This is a genomic window from Burkholderiales bacterium, assembly GCA_036262035.1.
Taxonomy (GTDB): domain Bacteria; phylum Pseudomonadota; class Gammaproteobacteria; order Burkholderiales; family SG8-41; genus JAQGMV01.
Map to the genome: position 1 here is coordinate 454947 of DATAJS010000010.1, position 16619 is coordinate 471565.

Below are 16619 nucleotides of genomic sequence, written 5' to 3' on the forward strand. Positions count from 1 at the left end.
GCCGCAAGTGTCTGCGGCCGGAGACACCGCCGTCATGCGCCGAAGGCGTCGCGTATCCAGTCGATGCGGGGCGGGTCGCCTTCGATGAGCAGCGCGTCGAAGCGGCACGCCGGCGTCGTGCGCTGGCGCGAGAGATAGAAGCGCGCGGCGCGCAGGAGCTTGGTGCGCTTGGCGGACGTGATGCTCGCCGCCGCGCCGCCGAAAGCGCGGGAAGAGACGCGCCGGCGCACTTCGACGAAGACGGTCGTATCGCCGTCGCGTGCGATCAGGTCGATCTCCCCGAGGCGGCACTGGAAATTGCGCTCGAGCACGCGCAGGCCTTTGCGCTCGAGGAACGCGGCGGCCATCGCTTCGGCTTCGGCGCCGCGGTGCGGTTTCATTTCGGCGGATCGGGAAGCACGCTGACCTGACCGCCGTTGATGACCGCCACCGGCAGCACCCGGCGTATCTGGCCGTCGGGAGCGAGCGAGAGCCGCCCGGTGACGCCGTCGAGCTCGGCGAGGCGCTTGCCTTCGTACAACGTCTCGGCGATGCGAAAGGCGTCGATGCCGAGGGCGCGCAGGCGCTCGATCTCGTCGGGTCCGCGAGGACCGGGCCGCGAGTAGACCATCACCGCCGGATGGTCGGGCTGGAGCAGCCACGGCATGTCGACGAAGCGCAGGTCGTCGAGGTCGATGAAGTTCGCCGCGTTCGTACCCGGGTCGATCTGCGACGTGCCGTACGCCGGCAGCGTGGAGACCTGCGGGCGTACCGCCCGGGCGCGGCCCGCGTCGAGCGCGAGGAACACCATGTCGACGGCGCCCGTCGCCGCGGCCTGGCGCAGGCGTTCGAGGGTGCCCGCGTCGGTCGCGTACGGATAGTCAGCGATGCGGAAACCGCCGCCGCGCTCGAACTCGTCGACGAAAGCGTCGCGCATGCGGCGGCCGAGCGGCGACGGATCGGTGATGGTCAGCGCCTTGCGGCGCCCGTCCTTGAGCGCGACCTGCGCGATCTGCCGCGCTTCGGACTCGATCTGCAGCGACAGCGTATAGAGATTGGGCGGATTGGCGGCAAGGCCGTCCGCGACGTTGAGCGCGAGCGTGGGCACGGGCAGCGGATTGATCGCGGTCGCGATCGCCGTCACGCCGTTACGCGTGAGCGGCCCCACCACGATACGCGCGCCCGCACCCGCGGCTTCGCGATAGGCGGCGGCGAGCTGCCTGGGATCTTCGGTGACCGGGTAGAGGCGGATCGTCAGCGGAGGGCCGACGTGCTTCTTCGAGGCTTCGGCAAAACCTTCGCGCACCGCATCGGCCGCCTTGCCGAACGCGTCCGAGCCGGTCGGGAGGAGGAGCGCGATGTGCGGCGGCTTGATCGGCTGGGGCGCAGGCTGGAGCGGCGGCAGCGGAGCATCCGTAGCCGCGAAGACGGGCGCCCCGTATATTAGAAAGGCAAACCACCAGAGAATCGATGCGCGATGGCTGCGGAGCATGAGAACACGCGGGGCACAAAGGCCACATTATATGTAGTCGCTACGCCCATCGGTAACCTCGCGGACGTGACGCTGCGCGCGCTCGACGTCTTGCGCCAGGCCGATGTGATCGCCGCCGAGGACACGCGCGTCACGTCGCGGCTCCTCAATCACTACAACATCGACGCGCGGAGGCTGGTGGCGCTGCACGAGCACAACGAGCAGCGCAGCGCGCCGCGCATCGTCGCGGAGCTCGAGGCCGGCCGCTCGGTCGCGCTCGCGAGCGATGCGGGCACGCCTGCATTCTCCGATCCCGGCGCGCGCATCGTGCGCGCCGTGCGCGAAGCGGGCTTCGACGTCGTGCCGATCCCCGGCCCCAACGCGGCTGCGGCCGCACTGTCGGTGAGCGGCTGCGACGGGCCGCGCTTTCTCTTCTGCGGCTTTCTCCCGGCGAAACCGGCGGAGCGGCGCGCCGCGCTCGAAGAGATCGCGCTTCTCCCCTACGCGCTGGTGTTCTACGAAGCGCCGCATCGCGTCGTCGAAGCGGTCGAGGACCTGGCGAAGCACCTCGGTGGGCCGCGCCGCATCGTCATCGCACGCGAGCTGACCAAGCTCTTCGAATCGATCCACGAGTGCGCTCTCGAAGAAGCGGGCGCGTGGCTCGCCGGCAATCCGGACCGGGTGAAAGGCGAGTTCGTGCTGATCGTCGAAGGCGCGCGGCCGGACGCCGACGCCGAAGCGGCCGAAGCCAGGCGGGCGCTGCAGATCCTGCTCGAAGAGCTGCCGGTGAAGCAGGCCGCGGCCCTGGCCGCGAAGATCACCGGCGCGCGGAAGAACGATCTGTATGCGCTGGCGCTGGAGATGAAAGGCGTGAAACGTGAAGCGTGAAACGTGAAATGTGAAACGTGAAACGTTCTAATATGCGGCAGTGCCGTGGCCGCTGGCGGCCCGGCGTTCGGTTCACATTTCACGTTTCACGATGAAGCTCACCCTCATCCTTCCCGACGACTGGCACCTGCACCTGCGCGACGGCGCGCACATGAGCGCGGTGCTGCCGCACACCGCGGCGCGCTTCGGGCGCGCGATCGTCATGCCCAACCTGCGCCCGCCCGTGACCACGACCGAAATGGCGCTCGCGTATCGCGACCGCATCGTGGCGGCGCTGCCCCAGGGCTCGCGCTTCACGCCGCTGATGACGCTGTATCTCACCGACAACACCCGGCCGGAGGAGATCGGCAGGGCGCGCGCGAGCGGCGCGGTCCACGCGGTGAAGTATTACCCGGCGGGGGCGACGACGAACTCGGACTCGGGCGTCACCGATCTCGGGCGCTGCCACGGCGTGTTCGAGGCGATGGCCGAGCACCGCATGCCGCTGCTGGTGCACGGCGAAGTCACCGATCCCGCGGTCGACATCTTCGACCGCGAGCGCGTTTTTCTGGAGCGCATCCTCGAGCCGCTCGCGGCGCGCTTCCCGAAGTTGCGTATCGTCGTCGAGCACATCACCACGCGCGAGGCGGCGGCGTTCGTGCGCGCGGCGCCGGCGAACATCGGCGCGACGATCACCGCGCACCACCTGCTGCTCAATCGCAATGCCTTGTTCGTCGGCGGCGTGCGGCCGCATCACTATTGCCTGCCGGTGATCAAGCGCGAGATCCACCGCGAGGCCTTGCTGGAAGTCGCGGTGAGCGGCGATCGCAAGTTCTTCCTCGGCACCGACAGCGCGCCCCACGCGCGGCACACCAAGGAGACGACCTGCGGCTGCGCCGGCATCTATACCGCGCACGCCGGCATCGAGCTCTACGCCGAGGCGTTCGAAGCCGCGGGCGCGCTCGACAAGCTCGAGAGCTTCGCGAGCCGTTACGGCGCGGAGTTCTACGGGCTGCCCGTGAACGAGACGCGCATCACGCTCGAAAAAGCGGACACGCCGGTGCCCGACGAGGTGCCGTTCGGCGATGATGCGCTCGTGCCGTTCAGGGCGGGAGAGCGCGTCGGCTGGCGGATCGTGTAAGCGATTCGTGAGTCCGCGGCGTTAGCCCTTCCATGGATACCCGCGGCGAGGAGGGCTTTCGAGAAGTCGAGCACGAGTGCTGCCCGAAGCTCCCGTCGGGCGACCTGTGGGTCTTCGGCTACGGCTCGCTCATGTGGGATCCCGGATTCGATTACGTGCGCTCTCAGCCGGCGCTGCTCCGGGGTTATCACCGCGCGTTCTGCGTCACGTCGACGCGCTATCGCGGAACGCCCGAGCGGCCGGGGCTCGTGCTGGGTCTCGATCGCGGCGGGTCGTGCCGGGGCATCGCGTTCCTCGTGCCCGATGCCAACGTGGAACCGGTGCTGCACGCGCTGTGGGAGCGGGAGATGCCGGGCCGCGTGTACAGCCCGCGCGTCGTCTCCATCGATCTGGGCGGCGCAAGAGCGAGCGCGCTCACCTTCGTCGCGGACCGCGGTCAGGACGGGTATATGGGGAGACTGGAAGTCGACGAGATGGCCCGCACGATCGCCGACTGCAGCGGCGCGCGCGGACCGAACGCCGATTATCTCTTCAACACCCTGCGTCACCTCGATGCGGCGGGCATACGCGAGCGCCGGCTGTATGCGCTTGCGCGCGCGGTGCAGGCGCTGCAGAAACCGCGCACTCACACTCCCGAGCGGGGGTGCGAGCGCTAGCGAGCCAAGGGAAAGGAGGCCCCGGAGGGAAACCGTAGGTTTCCCTCCGGGGCGTTCTTCGGCGCGGAAGCGCAGCGCCCGCTAGCGGCGCTACGGGAAAGCGGGAATCGTCGGCTCGAAACCGCCCGCGGCTGCTTCCGGATGCCGGCGCACGATCATGTCGTAGATCTCCTGCTGCTTGCGCATCGGCACGTCGACCATCATCAGGACCTTGCCCGCCTCCATGTCGCGCTCGAACGCCTTGAGCCGGGAGTTCGGGACAGAGCTCGCGACCATGCTCGACACCCACGCGCCGAACGCCGCGCCGCCGAGCGCCACCGCCAGCACGGTCATCAGCGCGAGCGTCGCGCCTTCGGGCGGGAAGAAAACCAGCAAACCGCCCGCGACGGCGCCGACGATGCCGCCGATGCCGATGCCCATCTGGGCGCCGTGCACGATGTCGGTCTTCTGGAGCACGTTCGCCTGCGGCAGATCGTCGGGCAGCGAGCCGCGCCGGGACAGGAAGTGGATGTGCCTGCACTCGATGCGCGCCAGCAACAGGTCGTTCAGCATTTGCCGCGCGCAATCGACGTCCGGTAGTACGAAGTAGAGCCTCCGCCTCATCAGCATGAATCCCTCCTTCGGGCCGGGGAAAGTGCCGGCCCCGTAAGCACCACTCTAATCCCGACAAGACGAGTCGGGAACCATTCGCAGGCCACGCTGTAAAATAAAGCGACGAAGCCGGCCAGGCAGCCGCTGCGTGCGGGTCTTAACCGGTGTGTTGCAAACATCGCTCCGCACGTGGAGGAAAGTCCGGGCTCCACAGGGTACGGTGGCGGGTAACACCCGTCCGTCGAGGTAGGCCGGACTTTGCCGCCGCAAGGCGGCAAAGTCTCGAAGCGTAAGCGGGTGCGGTGACGCGCCCGCGCGCGCGGAGAGAGCCGGCCGCCGAAGACGAGGAATAGGGCCACAGAGACGAGTCCCGTGTCGTTCCGCGCAAGCGGACGGCGCGGGGGTGAAACGCGGCAACCTCCACCGGGAGCAACACCAAATAGGCGAGCGATGACGCGTCCCGCCGAGCTCGCGGGTAGGTGGCTCGAGCCTCCGGAGCAATCCGGGGCCCAGAGGAATGGCTGTCCACGACAGAACCCGGCTTATCGGCCGGCTTCGTTCTTTCCCTGGCGAATCCGTTACTTACGGACTCCGCCTTCTCCCACTCCGGCCGTAGCGCAGGCGCCTCGCCTGCCGGGGCCGTACTCGGAAGTGTCCGCAGGCGTGGGCGCCTGCGCTACGCAAATCTCCCACCTGTCCCGTACTTGAGGTTCTACTTTAAGTACGCAGTACAGCCTATTGCGGTACCAACCCAAAGATTGTGCGCCCGTTCACTTCTGAAAAACTGACGCAGGATTCGCCGGTAAGTGTTTGTCGCCAAACCAGAAAAGTGTACGAAAACGCTTGACCCTCCCTTGTACTTTCAATATAGTGGGACGAAGTGGTAGAAAGTGGGAGAAAGCGCGTTTTCCAGATTTGAGGGAGGCGCCGCCGGGCCCCACGAGTGAGGGAGCTCGTGTTCCGCGGCATTTCGCAATTAAATCTGGACGTTAAGGGCAGGCTGGCCGTGCCGGCGCGGCACCGCGACGCCCTGCTCGAGCGCTGCGCGGGGCACCTCGTCATCACCGCCGACGCCGACCGCTGCCTTCTCGTCTACCCGCTCCCCGACTGGGAGCTCATCCAGCAGAAGCTCGAAGGCGCGTCCAACCTCGACCCCCGAGTTCGCGAGCTGCAGCGCCTGCTCATCGGTTTCGCCGTCGACGTCGACATGGACGGCGCCGGACGGGTGCTGATCTCCCCCGCGCTGCGCGAGCACGCCGGGCTCGACAAAGCGGTGGTCCTGGTGGGGCAGGGCAAGAAATTCGAGCTGTGGGCGAAGGAAACGTGGGAGGCGACGATCGCCAAGGCGAAACCGCTCACGGCCGACAGCCTGCCGCCGCAGCTCGACGGGTTCTCCCTGTGAGCGAAGCCGGGTTTCATGCCCCCGTGCTGCTCGAGGAGGCTGTCGACGCGCTCGCAGTGCGTCCCGACGGCACTTACGTCGACTGTACGTTCGGCCGCGGCGGACACAGCCGCGCGATTCTCGCCAGGCTCGGCGCGGACGGCCGACTGGTCGCGCTCGACCGCGATCCCGAAGCGGTGAGCGCCGCGGCGGCGATCGCCGATCCGCGCTTCACGATCCTGCACGGCGCTTTCGGCCGCGTCGCGGAGCTGCTCGCGGCGCTCGGCCTCTCGCGCGTGAACGGCATCCTGCTCGACGTGGGGATCTCTTCGCCGCAGCTCGACGAAGCGCGTCGCGGATTCTCGTTTCGCCACGACGCGCCGCTCGACATGCGCATGGACACCACAACAGGAACAACGGCGGGGGAGTGGCTCGCAACCGCGAGCGAATCCGAAATCCGGGAGGTCATCAGAGACTATGGCGAAGAACGGTTTGCTAAACAGATTGCAGCAGCGATTGTTGCGGCTCGAGCGCGAGGGCCGCTCGGCACCACACGGCAGCTTGCCGCGCTCGTGGCAGAGGCCGTACCCACGCGCGAGCCACGGCAGGACCCGGCGACGCGCACGTTTCAAGCTCTACGGATTCACGTCAATCGGGAGCTTGAGGAGCTATCGCTAGCGCTGCCGCAATGCGTCGACCTGCTCGAGGCGGGCGGGCGGCTGGTGGTGATCAGCTTCCATTCGCTCGAGGACCGCATCGTCAAGCGCATGTTTCGCGACCAGTCGACGGCGGACAAGCTGCCGCCGCGGCTCGCGGTGCGTGCGCGCGACCTGCCGGAGCCTCGCCTCAAGCTCGTCGGTAGAGCGCGGCGGCCCGCCGAGGCCGAGGTCGCCGCGAACCCGCGTGCGCGCAGCGCGATCATGCGCGTCGCGGAGCGCACTCGCGCCGCATAGGCATGACCAAGCTCAACCTCATCCTGCTCGGCATCCTCGTCGGCTGCGCGCTGATGCTCGTCACCTCGCAGCATCAGGCGCGCAAGCTCTACGTCGAGCTGCAGAAAGAGCAGGAGCTCGCCAAGCAGCTCGACATCGAATGGGGGCAGCTCCAGCTCGAGCAGAGCACGTGGTCGACCCACTCGCGCATCGAGAAGATCGCGGCGCGCAACCTCAACATGCGCATGCCGCCGCCTTCGCGCGTGCAGGTGATCGGGACGATGGCGGGCAACGTGGCGCAGGCGGAGGCCGCGAAGTGAGAGTGTCGTCGCCGCACCTCGCGCTCAAGTTCGCGCCGTGGCGCTCGCGCCTGCTCCTGATCGTCATCGTCGGGTGGTTCCTCGCGCTCGCCGCGCGCGCGATCTACCTGCAGGGGCTGCACAACGACTTCCTGCAGGCGAAAGGCGAGTCGCGGTATTCGCGGCAGCTCTCGCTGGTCGCGACGCGAGGCATGATCGTCGACCGCAACAACGAGGCGCTCGCGATCTCCACGCCGGTCGAGTCGGTCGCGGCGAGCCCGTCGGACATGGACGCGTCGGCCTCGCAGCTCGCGCGCCTCGCGAAGCTGCTCGACATGGAGCCGCGCGAGCTCACCAAGAAGCTCGTCGACACGCGGAAGGACTTCGTCTATCTCAAGCGCCAGCTCCCGCCCGAGGAAGCATCGAAGATCGTCGAGCTCGGCATCCCCGGCGTCTTCCTCCAGCGCGAGTACCGCCGCTACTACCCGGCGGGCGAGGTGATGGCGCACCTCATCGGCTTCACCGACATCGACGACAAAGGCCAGGAAGCCCTCGAGCTCGCGTTCAACGACGCGCTCACCGGCAAGCCGGGCAGCCGCCGCGTGATCAAGGACCGCCGCGGCCACATCGTCGAGGACATGGACAGCATCCGCGAGCCGCAGAACGGCCAGAAGCTCGTGCTGTCGATCGACGCGCGCGTGCAATACCTCGCGTTTCGCGAGCTCAAGCAGGCGGTCGTCGACAACAAGGCGAAAGCCGGCGCGGTCGTGGTGCTCGACACGCAGACCGGCGAGATCCTCGCCATGGCGAACCTGCCGACGTACAACCCCAACAATCGCAGCAAGGTCGACCCGAGCCGCACGCGCAACCGCGCGGTGACCGATCTCTACGAGCCGGGCTCGACGCTGAAGCCTTTCACCGCCGCGGCCGCGCTCGAAGCGGGGAACGTCAGGCCCGAGACGATCATCCAGACCGCGCCCGGCTATCTGACGATCGGCAACCGCACGATCCACGACGCGCACCCGCAGGGCGCGCTCACGGTCTCGCAGGTCATTCAGAAATCGTCGAACGTCGGTGCGGCGAAGATGGCGCTGGCGCTGTCGCCGGAATTCATGTGGACGCTGTTCAAGAATGTCGGGTTCGGCACGCCTCCGCACACCGTGTTTCCCGGCGCCGCATCGGGCAAGCTGCGCGCGTACTCGACGTGGAAGCCGATCGAGCAGGCGACGATGTCGTACGGCCACGGCATCTCGGTGTCGCTGCTCCAGCTCGCGCGCGCCTACACCGTCTTCGCCAACGACGGCGAGATCGTTCCGATCACGCTGGTGAAGCGCGAAGCGCCGCCCGAGCGCACGCGCGTGCTCAAGCCCGAGACCGCGCGCGCGGTGCGCTCGATGCTCGAGCTCGCGGTGCAGCCCGGCGGGACCGCGCCGAAAGCGCAGATCGCCGGCTATCGCGTCGGCGGCAAGACCGGCACCGCGCACAAGCTGATCGGCCGTTCGTACGCGAACAAGTACGTGTCGTCGTTCGTCGGGCTCGCGCCCGCCTCCAACCCGCGGCTCATCGTCGCGGTGATGATCGACGAGCCGTCGGCCGGGGTGTACTACGGCGGCAGCGTCGCGGGCCCGGTCTTCAACCGCATCATGACCGGCACGCTGCGTCTTTTACAGATCCCGCCCGACGCGCCGGTGAACAACGTGGTGCTCCCGCCGCCTTCCGAAGAAGTGAAGGAGGAAGTGTGAGCTCGGGCGTCGAAGCGCTGGACATGAAGCGGCTCGTCACCGACAGCCGTCAGGTCCAGCCCGGCGACACGTTCGTCGCGTATCCGGGCGAGACGCTCGACGGGCGGCGGTTCATCCCGCAGGCGATCGAGCGCGGCGCCGCGTCGGTGCTGTGGGAGCGCCGCGATTTCCGCTGGCGCCCCGCGTGGAAGGTGAAGAACCTCGCCGTCGACGATCTGAAGCGCCACGCCGGCGAGATCGCCGCCGACGTCTACGGCCGCCCCAGCGGCAGGCTGTGGATGGTCGGGATCACCGGCACCAACGGCAAGACGTCGTGCAGCCACTGGGTCGCGCAGTCGCTGACCAGGCTCGGCAGGCGCTGCGGCGTCGTGGGCACGCTCGGCAGCGGCTGGCCGGGCAGGCTCGAGCCGATCGCGAACACCACGCCGGACGCGGTGTGGCTGCAGGGACGTCTACGCGATTTCGTCGCGCAGCGAGCGCGTGCGGTCGCGATGGAAGTGTCTTCGCACGGCCTGGTGCAGGATCGCGTCGCGGGGGTGGAGTTCGACGTCGCGCTGCTGACCAATCTCACGCGCGACCACCTCGACTATCACGGAACGATGCGCAATTACCGCAACGCGAAAGCGCGGCTCTTCCGCGCGCCGGGCCTTCAAACTGCAGTGCTCAACCTCGACGATGCGTTCGGCGTATCCCTCGTCGAGACCACCCGCCGCCGCAAGGTGAACACGATCGGCTACGGCTTCAACCGCGCAACGCCGCCGGCCTTGCGCGGGCGGCGTGTCCCGCGCGTGGTCGGCAGCAATCTGGCGCTGCGCGCGGACGGCGTCGCGTTCGACGTGGCGTCGCCGTGGGGCAGGAGCCGCGTCGAGAGCAGGGTCATCGGCCGCTTCAACGCGGCGAACCTCCTCGGCACGCTGGCGGTGCTGCTGGCGAGCGACCACCCGCTCGACGCATCGGTCGCGGCCTTGCGCAGCGTCACGCCCGTGGCCGGCCGCACCGAGCGCTACGGCGGCGGGCGCAAGCCGCTGGTGGTGGTCGATTACGCGCACACGCCCGACGCGCTCGAGAACGTGCTGAGCACGCTGCGCGATCTGCTCCGTTCTTCGCGCACCGGCGGCAGCCTCGTCTGCGTCTTCGGCTGCGGCGGCGACCGCGACCGCGGCAAACGGCCGCAGATGGGGCGCATCGCGACCACGCTCGCCGACGAGACCGTCGTCACGAGCGACAATCCGCGCAGCGAAAAGCCCGAGGCGATCATCGCCGACATCCTCGCGGGCGTGAACGGACCGGTCGAAGCCATCGAAGACCGCACGACCGCCATCGAGACCGCGGTGAAGCGCGCGCAGGCCGGCGACGTCGTGCTCGTCGCGGGCAAAGGTCACGAGCAGTACCAGGAGATTGCCGGGGTGCGCCATCCGTACAGCGACGCCGCGGTCGTTCGCGCCGCGCTTTCGAGGGCGCGCGGGTGATGACGCTCTCCCAGGCCGCCGCCGCGATCGGTGGGCGCGTGCACGGCGCCGACGTGACCTTCGCGCGCGTCTCGACCGACACCCGCACGCTTCAGGACGGCGACCTCTTCGTCGCGCTGCGCGGCGAGTGCTTCGACGGGCACGCGTTCGTGGCGAAGGCGGGCGAAGCCGGCGCCGTTGCGGCGATGGTCGACGCGCAGAGCGCGGTCGACGTGCAGCACGCGCTGCCGGTGCTCGTCGTCGACGATACGCGTCTCGCCCTCGGCCGCCTCGCCGCGCACTGGCGCAGCCGCTTCGATTTTCCGGTGATCGCGCTCACCGGCAGCAGCGGCAAGACGACGGTGAAGGAGATGATCGCGGCGATCCTGCGTGTAGCGGCCGGATCCGGGGACGCCGTGCTCGCGACGCGCGGCAATCTCAACAACGACATCGGCGTGCCGCTCATGCTGCTCGAGATGAAGGCGGGGCAGCGCTACGCGGTGATCGAGACCGGCATGAATCACGCAGGCGAAATCGACTATCTGGCGAAGCTCGCCGCGCCCGACGTCGTGCTCGTCACCAACGCCGGCCGTGCGCACATCGAATATCTCGGCAGCGAAGAGGCGATCGCGCGCGCCAAGGGCGAGATCTTCGAAGCCGCGCCGGCCGACGCGGTCGCGGTGATCAACGCCGACGATCGCTACGCGCCGCTGTGGCGCGGGCTCGCCGGCTCGCGGCGAACGATCGAGTTCGGCCTGCAGGGCGCAGCGGTCACCGGGACTTACACACTGCGCGACCTCGACAGCGAGATCGTGCTGAAGACGCCCGCCGGCGTAGCGACGACGACCGTCGAGGCGCCGGGCGTGCACAACGTGCGCAATGCGCTCGCGGCCGCGGCCGCGGCGGTCGCCCTCGACATTCCGGTGTCCACGATCGCCCGAGGTCTCGCGCGCTACCGCGGCATCAAGGGGCGGCTCCAGCGCAAGGCCGCGGCGAACGGCGCGGTGGTGATCGACGACACGTACAACGCCAATCCCGAGTCGGCGCGCGCGGCGATCGACGTGCTCGGGCAGGTGGCGGGCACGCGCATCCTCGTGCTCGGCGACATGGGCGAGCTCGGCGCGGATGCGCCGCGGCTGCACGAAGAGCTCGGCGCCTACGCGCGCAGGGCCGGCGTCGATCGACTGCTCGCGCTCGGCGAGCACGCGGCGCTGACCGCGGCTGCGTTCGGCGGCGGGGCGCGGCATTTCACAAAAATAGAAGAGCTCGTCGCCGACGTGCGCGCGGCGCTGGGGAAAGACGTGACGGTACTGGTGAAGGGTTCGAGGTTCATGAAGATGGAGCGCGTCGTCGACTCGATCGCGGCCGACGCCACGGGAGGCCCCGCATGCTCTTAGAGCTCGCCCAGTTGCTCGCGAAAGACATCCGCGCGTTCAACGTCTTCAACTACATCACGCTGCGCGCGGTGCTCGCGTGCCTGACGGCGCTGGTGCTGTCGTTCGTCGTCGGCCCGGCGATGATCCGCAAGCTCACCGCGTACAAGATCGGCCAGGCGGTGCGCGACGACGGCCCGCAGACCCACCTCACCAAGGCCGGGACGCCGACCATGGGCGGCGCGCTCATCCTCGTGTCGGTCATCGTCACCTCGATGCTCTGGGCGGACCTCACCAACCGCCTGGTGTGGGTCGTGCTGGTCGTGACCGTCGCGTTCGGCGCGGTCGGCTGGGTCGACGACTATCGCAAGGTCGTGCATCGCAATCCCAAGGGGCTTTCGGCGAAAGCGAAGTTCTTCTGGCAGTCGGTGTTCGGCCTCGGCGCGGCGTTCTTCCTCGCGTACTCGACCAACCTGCCGGCGCAGACCGAGTTCATCGTGCCGTTCTTCAAGCAGCTCGCCTATCCGCTCGGGACGATCGGCTTCATCGGCATGACTTACTGCGTGATCGTCGGGACCAGCAACGCGGTCAACCTGACCGACGGTCTCGACGGGCTGGCGATCATGCCGACGGTGATGGTCGGCAGCGCGCTCGGCGTGTTCGCCTACGTCGCGGGTCACGCGGTGTTCTCGAAATATCTCGGCTTTCCGTACATCCCCGGCGCGGGCGAGCTCGTCGTGATCAGCGGCGCGCTCGCAGGGGCGGGCCTCGCGTTCCTCTGGTTCAACGCCTATCCCGCCGAAGTCTTCATGGGCGACGTCGGCGCGCTCGCGCTCGGCGCGGCGCTCGGCACGATGGCGGTGATCGTGCGGCAGGAGATCGTGCTGTTCATCATGGGCGGGGTGTTCGTCGTCGAGACGCTGTCGGTGATGCTGCAGGTCGCCTCGTTCAAGCTCACCGGCAAACGCATCTTCCGCATGGCCCCCCTGCATCACCACTACGAGCTCAAGGGCTGGAAAGAGAACCAGGTGGTGGTGCGGTTCTGGATCATCTCGATGATGCTGGTGCTGATCGGGCTGTCGACGTTGAAGCTGCGGTGACCGACTGGAACAACGCGAAGGTGCTCGTGCTCGGACTCGGTGATACGGGACTGTCGATGACGCGCTGGCTGGCGCGCCGCGGCGCGCGCGTGGCCGTGGCGGACAGCCGCGCCGAGCCGCCGCACGCGAAGGCGGTGCGCGCGGAGCTGCCGGACGTGTCCATCGCGGCCGGCGGTTTCGATCGCGCGCTGTTCGAAGGCATCGACGCGATCGCGATCAGCCCCGGCATCGACCCGCGTGAGAAGCCGATCGCCGAAGCGAAAGCGCGCGGGGTGGCGATGATCGGCGACGTCGAGCTCTTCGCGTCCGCGCTCGCGCGCGTGACGTCCGATCGCGGCGCGGCGAGGCCCAAAGTCATCGCGATCACCGGCTCCAACGGCAAGAGCACGGTCACCGCGATGGGCGGTTCGGCCTGTCGCGCGGCGGGGCTGGCGACGGTCGTCGCCGGCAACATCGGCCTGCCGGTGCTGGATGCGATCGCGGACATCGAAGCGGGCGCGGCGCTGCCGGGGGTCTTCGTGCTGGAGCTCTCGAGCTTCCAGCTCGAAACCACCGCGACGCTGGATCCCGACGCGGCGACCGTCCTCAACGTGACCGAAGACCATCTCGATCGCTACGACGGCATGGACGATTACGCCGCGGCGAAAGCGCGCATCTTTCAGGGCGGCGGCGTCCAGGTCCTGAACCGCGAAGATGCGCGCACCCTGGCGATGGCACGCCCCGGCCGCGAGGTCGTCACCTTCGGCGCGGACGCGCCGCACGGCGACCGCGAATGGGGCATCGCCGGTGACGCGCTGCGTCACGGCGAGCGTGTCCTGCTGGGCATCGACGAGCTTCCGGTCGCCGGTCTGCACAACGCGGTGAACGCCCTCGCCGCGCTCGCGCTCGGCAGCGCGGTCGGTATCGATCCTTCGCGCATGGCGCCGGGGCTGCGTACGTACCAAGGTCTTCCTCACCGCCTGGAGAAAGTCGCGCAGATCCGCGGCGTCACGTTCTACGACGATTCCAAGGGCACCAACGTCGGCGCGACCGTCGCGGCGCTCAAGGGCATGACCACGCCCGTCGTGCTGATCGCCGGCGGCGACGGCAAAGGCCAGGATTTCTCGCCGCTCGCGCCCGCGGTCGCGGATAAAGCGCGAGCGGTCGTGCTGATCGGCCGCGACGGTCCCCGCATCGAGGCCGAGCTCAAAGGCGGCCAGGCGCCGCTGATTCGCGCCGACACGTTCGAGCAGGCGGTCGATCGGGCTTACGGCGCGGCGCAGCCCGGTGACGCGGTGCTGCTCTCCCCGGCGTGCGCGAGCTACGACATGTTCAGGAGCTACGTGCACCGCGGCCAGGTGTTCGTCGAGCTGGTGCAGGCGCTCGCGGCGCGGGAAAGGGCGAAGCCGTGAGCGAAGCGAAGTCGATGTACTACCGCGAGACCAAGAAGCGCGCCGCGCAGCCGGAATACGATCGCGCGCTCGTGTGGTGCACCATCCTGCTCCTCGCGCTCGGCCTGGTGATGGTGTATTCGGCGTCGATCGCGATCGCCGAAGGCGGCCGCTCGACCGGCCACAACCCGACGTACTACCTCGTGCGGCACGCGTTCTTCGTCGCGATCAGCCTCGTGCTCGCGGTGGCGGCGTTCCAGGTGCCGCTGCGGCTGTGGCAGCAGGTCGCGCCGATGCTCTTCGTCGCCGGGCTCGTGCTGCTGATACTGGTGCTGATCCCGGGCATCGGCCGCGAGGTGAACGGCAGCCGGCGCTGGATCTCGCTGGGGATCGCGAACCTCCAGCCTTCGGAGATCGTGAAAGTCTTCGTCGTCCTGTACGCGGCCGATTACACGGTGCGCAAAGCCGCGTTCATGCATTCGCTCAAGCGCGGCTTCCTCCCGATGTTCGTGGTCATGCTGCTCACCGGCGGGCTGCTCTTGCGCGAGCCCGATTTCGGCGCTTTCGCGGTGATCTGCGTCATCGCGATGGGCGTGCTCTTCCTCGGCGGCATGAACTGGAAGCTCTTCGCCGGGTTGTTCGTGCTGCTGGTGATCGGCTTCCTGCTGCTCATCTGGAGCTCGCCCTATCGCATGCAGCGCATCGTCGGCTTCATGGATCCGTGGGCCGACCCGTACGGCAAGGGCTACCAGCTCTCGCACGCGCTCATCGCGTTCGGACGCGGCGAATGGCTCGGGGTCGGCCTCGGCGGCAGCGTCGAGAAGCTGTTCTACCTGCCCGAAGCCCACACCGACTTCCTGCTCGCGGTGATCGCCGAAGAGCTGGGCTTCGCCGGTGTCGCGGTGATCGCGCTCCTCTTCGGCTGGATCGTCATGCGCGCGTTCGCCATCGGGCGCCGCGCCAGCATGCTCGAGCGCTATTTCTCCTCGCTCGTCGCCCAGGCGATCGGCCTGTGGATCGGCGTGCAGGTGATCATCAACATGGGTGTGAACATGGGGATACTCCCCACCAAGGGCCTGACGCTGCCGCTGCTGTCGTTCGGCGGCAGCGCGCTCGCGGCGACGTGCGTGGCGCTCGCCATCCTGTTGCGGGTCGACTGGGAGAATCGCCAGTTGGCGCGGGGGCTCACGGTATGAACCGCACCCTCATGATCATGGCGGGCGGCACCGGCGGCCACATCTTCCCCGCGCTCTCGGTCGCGGAGCACGCACAGGCCGCGGGCTGGAAAGTGGTGTGGCTCGGGTCCAAGGCCGGCATGGAAGCGCGCCTCGTCCCTCCACAAGGCTATGAGATGGCGTGGATCCGCTTCTCGGGCGTGCGCCGCAGCGGCCTCGTGCCGATGGTCATGCTGCCGCTCAACCTCCTCGTCGCTTTCTTCCAGAGCGCGCGGGCGATCTTCGCGCACCGTCCCGACGTCGTGCTCGGCATGGGCGGTTACGTCGCTTTTCCGGGCGGGATGATGGCGAGCTTCTTCAAGCGGCCGCTCGTCATCCACGAGCAGAACTCGATCGCGGGGCTGACGAACCGCGTGCTCGCCGGCGTTGCCGACAAGGTCCTCGCGGGCTTCCCGGGCGCGTTCGGCAAGCGCAAGGCGGAGTGGACCGGCAACCCGGTGCGCGCCGACATCGCGGCGATCGCGGCGCCGGCCGCGCGCTACGCCGGCCGCACCGGACCGCTCCGCGTGCTGGTGCTCGGCGGCAGCCAGGGCGCGAAAGCGTTGAACGACACGGTGCCGGCGGCGTTGTCCCTGCTGTCGGAAGGCGAGATGCCGGAAGTGATCCACCAGGCCGGCGCGGCGCATCTCGAAGCGGTCCGCGCGGCTTACGCGAAAGTCGGCGTCCCGGCGACGATCATCCCGTTCATCGACGACATGGCGGCGACGTACGCGGCGGTCGATCTCATGATCTGCCGGGCGGGCGCCTCGACGATCGCCGAGCTCGCCGCGGCGGGCGTGCCGGCGATCCTCGTCCCTTTTCCGTATGCGGTCGACGACCACCAGACGCACAACGCGCGCTTCCTCGCCGAGCGCGGCGGCGCGGTGCTCGTCCCGCAGGGCGAGCTCACGCCCGAGCGTCTCGCCGGGCTGCTGCGCTCGTTCAACCGCGAGAAGCTCGTCGCGATGGCGAGCGCGGCGCGCGCCGCCGGCAAGCCCGACGCGACGCGCGACGTCGCCGAAGCGTGCATGAGGCTCGCGGCATGAGTTACGACA

The 16619-nt window shown here is 68.7% G+C and carries 16 protein-coding genes and 1 other RNA gene; 14 read left to right on the forward strand and 3 right to left on the reverse strand.

Going from position 1 to position 16619, the window contains the following annotated elements; genetic code table 11:
• Positions 1 to 32 precede the first annotated feature (32 nt).
• Both VHP37_10155 and VHP37_10160 read right to left on the reverse strand, forming a co-directional pair.
• The gene (locus VHP37_10155; GenBank protein HEX2826697.1) at positions 33 to 380 is read right to left on the reverse strand and encodes a YraN family protein; all 348 of its coding nucleotides are present in this window, start codon (positions 378 to 380) and stop codon (positions 33 to 35) included.
• On the reverse strand, positions 377 to 1471 hold the full coding sequence (locus tag VHP37_10160; protein HEX2826698.1) for a penicillin-binding protein activator: 1095 nt from the start codon (positions 1469 to 1471) through the stop codon (positions 377 to 379). The genes VHP37_10155 and VHP37_10160 overlap by 4 nt, the downstream gene beginning before the upstream one ends.
• On the opposite strand from VHP37_10160, the gene rsmI reads away from it, so the two are divergent.
• From rsmI to VHP37_10175, 3 genes are all read left to right on the forward strand, one after another.
• On the forward strand, positions 1457 to 2338 hold the full coding sequence (gene rsmI, locus VHP37_10165; GenBank protein ID HEX2826699.1) for a 16S rRNA (cytidine(1402)-2'-O)-methyltransferase: 882 nt from the start codon (positions 1457 to 1459) through the stop codon (positions 2336 to 2338). The genes VHP37_10160 and rsmI overlap by 15 nt on opposite strands.
• Positions 2339 to 2429: 91 nt before the next feature.
• Complete coding sequence (gene pyrC, locus VHP37_10170) at positions 2430 to 3458, forward strand: dihydroorotase (protein ID HEX2826700.1); 1029 nt, start codon at positions 2430 to 2432, stop codon at positions 3456 to 3458.
• 32 nt (positions 3459 to 3490) lie between these two features.
• On the forward strand, positions 3491 to 4114 hold the full coding sequence (locus VHP37_10175; protein ID HEX2826701.1) for a gamma-glutamylcyclotransferase: 624 nt from the start codon (positions 3491 to 3493) through the stop codon (positions 4112 to 4114).
• Positions 4115 to 4204: 90 nt separating this feature from the next.
• Here the strand turns inward: VHP37_10175 and VHP37_10180 are convergent, their stop codons facing one another.
• Positions 4205 to 4723: a DUF1269 domain-containing protein gene (locus tag VHP37_10180; GenBank protein ID HEX2826702.1), complete on the reverse strand. Its 519-nt coding sequence runs from the start codon at positions 4721 to 4723 to the stop codon at positions 4205 to 4207.
• Positions 4724 to 4830: 107 nt separating this feature from the next.
• Between VHP37_10180 and rnpB the strand changes: the two genes are divergently transcribed.
• The 11 genes from rnpB (at position 4831) to murG (ending at position 16610) form a co-directional block, all read left to right on the forward strand.
• Positions 4831 to 5266, forward strand: an RNA gene (gene rnpB, locus VHP37_10185) — RNase P RNA component class A.
• A gap of 394 nt (positions 5267 to 5660) precedes the next feature.
• Positions 5661 to 6107, forward strand: coding sequence for a division/cell wall cluster transcriptional repressor MraZ (gene mraZ, locus VHP37_10190; protein HEX2826703.1), 447 nt, complete (start codon positions 5661 to 5663; stop codon positions 6105 to 6107).
• Complete coding sequence (gene rsmH, locus VHP37_10195; protein ID HEX2826704.1) at positions 6104 to 7039, forward strand: 16S rRNA (cytosine(1402)-N(4))-methyltransferase RsmH; 936 nt, start codon at positions 6104 to 6106, stop codon at positions 7037 to 7039. Before mraZ ends, rsmH begins: the two co-directional genes overlap by 4 nt.
• Before the next feature lie 2 nt (positions 7040 to 7041).
• Positions 7042 to 7338 carry a cell division protein FtsL gene (gene ftsL, locus VHP37_10200; GenBank protein ID HEX2826705.1) on the forward strand — a complete coding sequence of 99 codons (297 nt, stop codon included), beginning with the start codon at positions 7042 to 7044 and terminating at the stop codon, positions 7336 to 7338.
• Positions 7335 to 9059, forward strand: a complete 1725-nt coding sequence (locus VHP37_10205; protein ID HEX2826706.1) for a penicillin-binding protein 2 — start codon at positions 7335 to 7337, stop codon at positions 9057 to 9059. Before ftsL ends, VHP37_10205 begins: the two co-directional genes overlap by 4 nt.
• Entirely contained in the window at positions 9056 to 10528 is a 1473-nt protein-coding gene (locus VHP37_10210) for a UDP-N-acetylmuramoyl-L-alanyl-D-glutamate--2,6-diaminopimelate ligase (GenBank protein ID HEX2826707.1), read from the forward strand. The genes VHP37_10205 and VHP37_10210 overlap by 4 nt, the downstream gene beginning before the upstream one ends.
• Complete coding sequence (gene murF, locus VHP37_10215) at positions 10528 to 11904, forward strand: UDP-N-acetylmuramoyl-tripeptide--D-alanyl-D-alanine ligase (GenBank protein ID HEX2826708.1); 1377 nt, start codon at positions 10528 to 10530, stop codon at positions 11902 to 11904. The genes VHP37_10210 and murF overlap by 1 nt, the downstream gene beginning before the upstream one ends.
• A complete protein-coding gene (gene mraY, locus VHP37_10220) occupies positions 11895 to 12980 on the forward strand; it encodes a phospho-N-acetylmuramoyl-pentapeptide-transferase (GenBank protein HEX2826709.1) in 1086 nt (361 codons plus the stop codon). The genes murF and mraY overlap by 10 nt, the downstream gene beginning before the upstream one ends.
• Complete coding sequence (gene murD, locus VHP37_10225; protein HEX2826710.1) at positions 12977 to 14371, forward strand: UDP-N-acetylmuramoyl-L-alanine--D-glutamate ligase; 1395 nt, start codon at positions 12977 to 12979, stop codon at positions 14369 to 14371. The genes mraY and murD overlap by 4 nt, the downstream gene beginning before the upstream one ends.
• Complete coding sequence (gene ftsW / locus VHP37_10230; protein HEX2826711.1) at positions 14368 to 15546, forward strand: putative lipid II flippase FtsW; 1179 nt, start codon at positions 14368 to 14370, stop codon at positions 15544 to 15546. The genes murD and ftsW overlap by 4 nt, the downstream gene beginning before the upstream one ends.
• Positions 15543 to 16610: an undecaprenyldiphospho-muramoylpentapeptide beta-N-acetylglucosaminyltransferase gene (murG, locus tag VHP37_10235; GenBank protein HEX2826712.1), complete on the forward strand. Its 1068-nt coding sequence runs from the start codon at positions 15543 to 15545 to the stop codon at positions 16608 to 16610. Before ftsW ends, murG begins: the two co-directional genes overlap by 4 nt.
• Positions 16611 to 16619 lie beyond the last annotated feature (9 nt).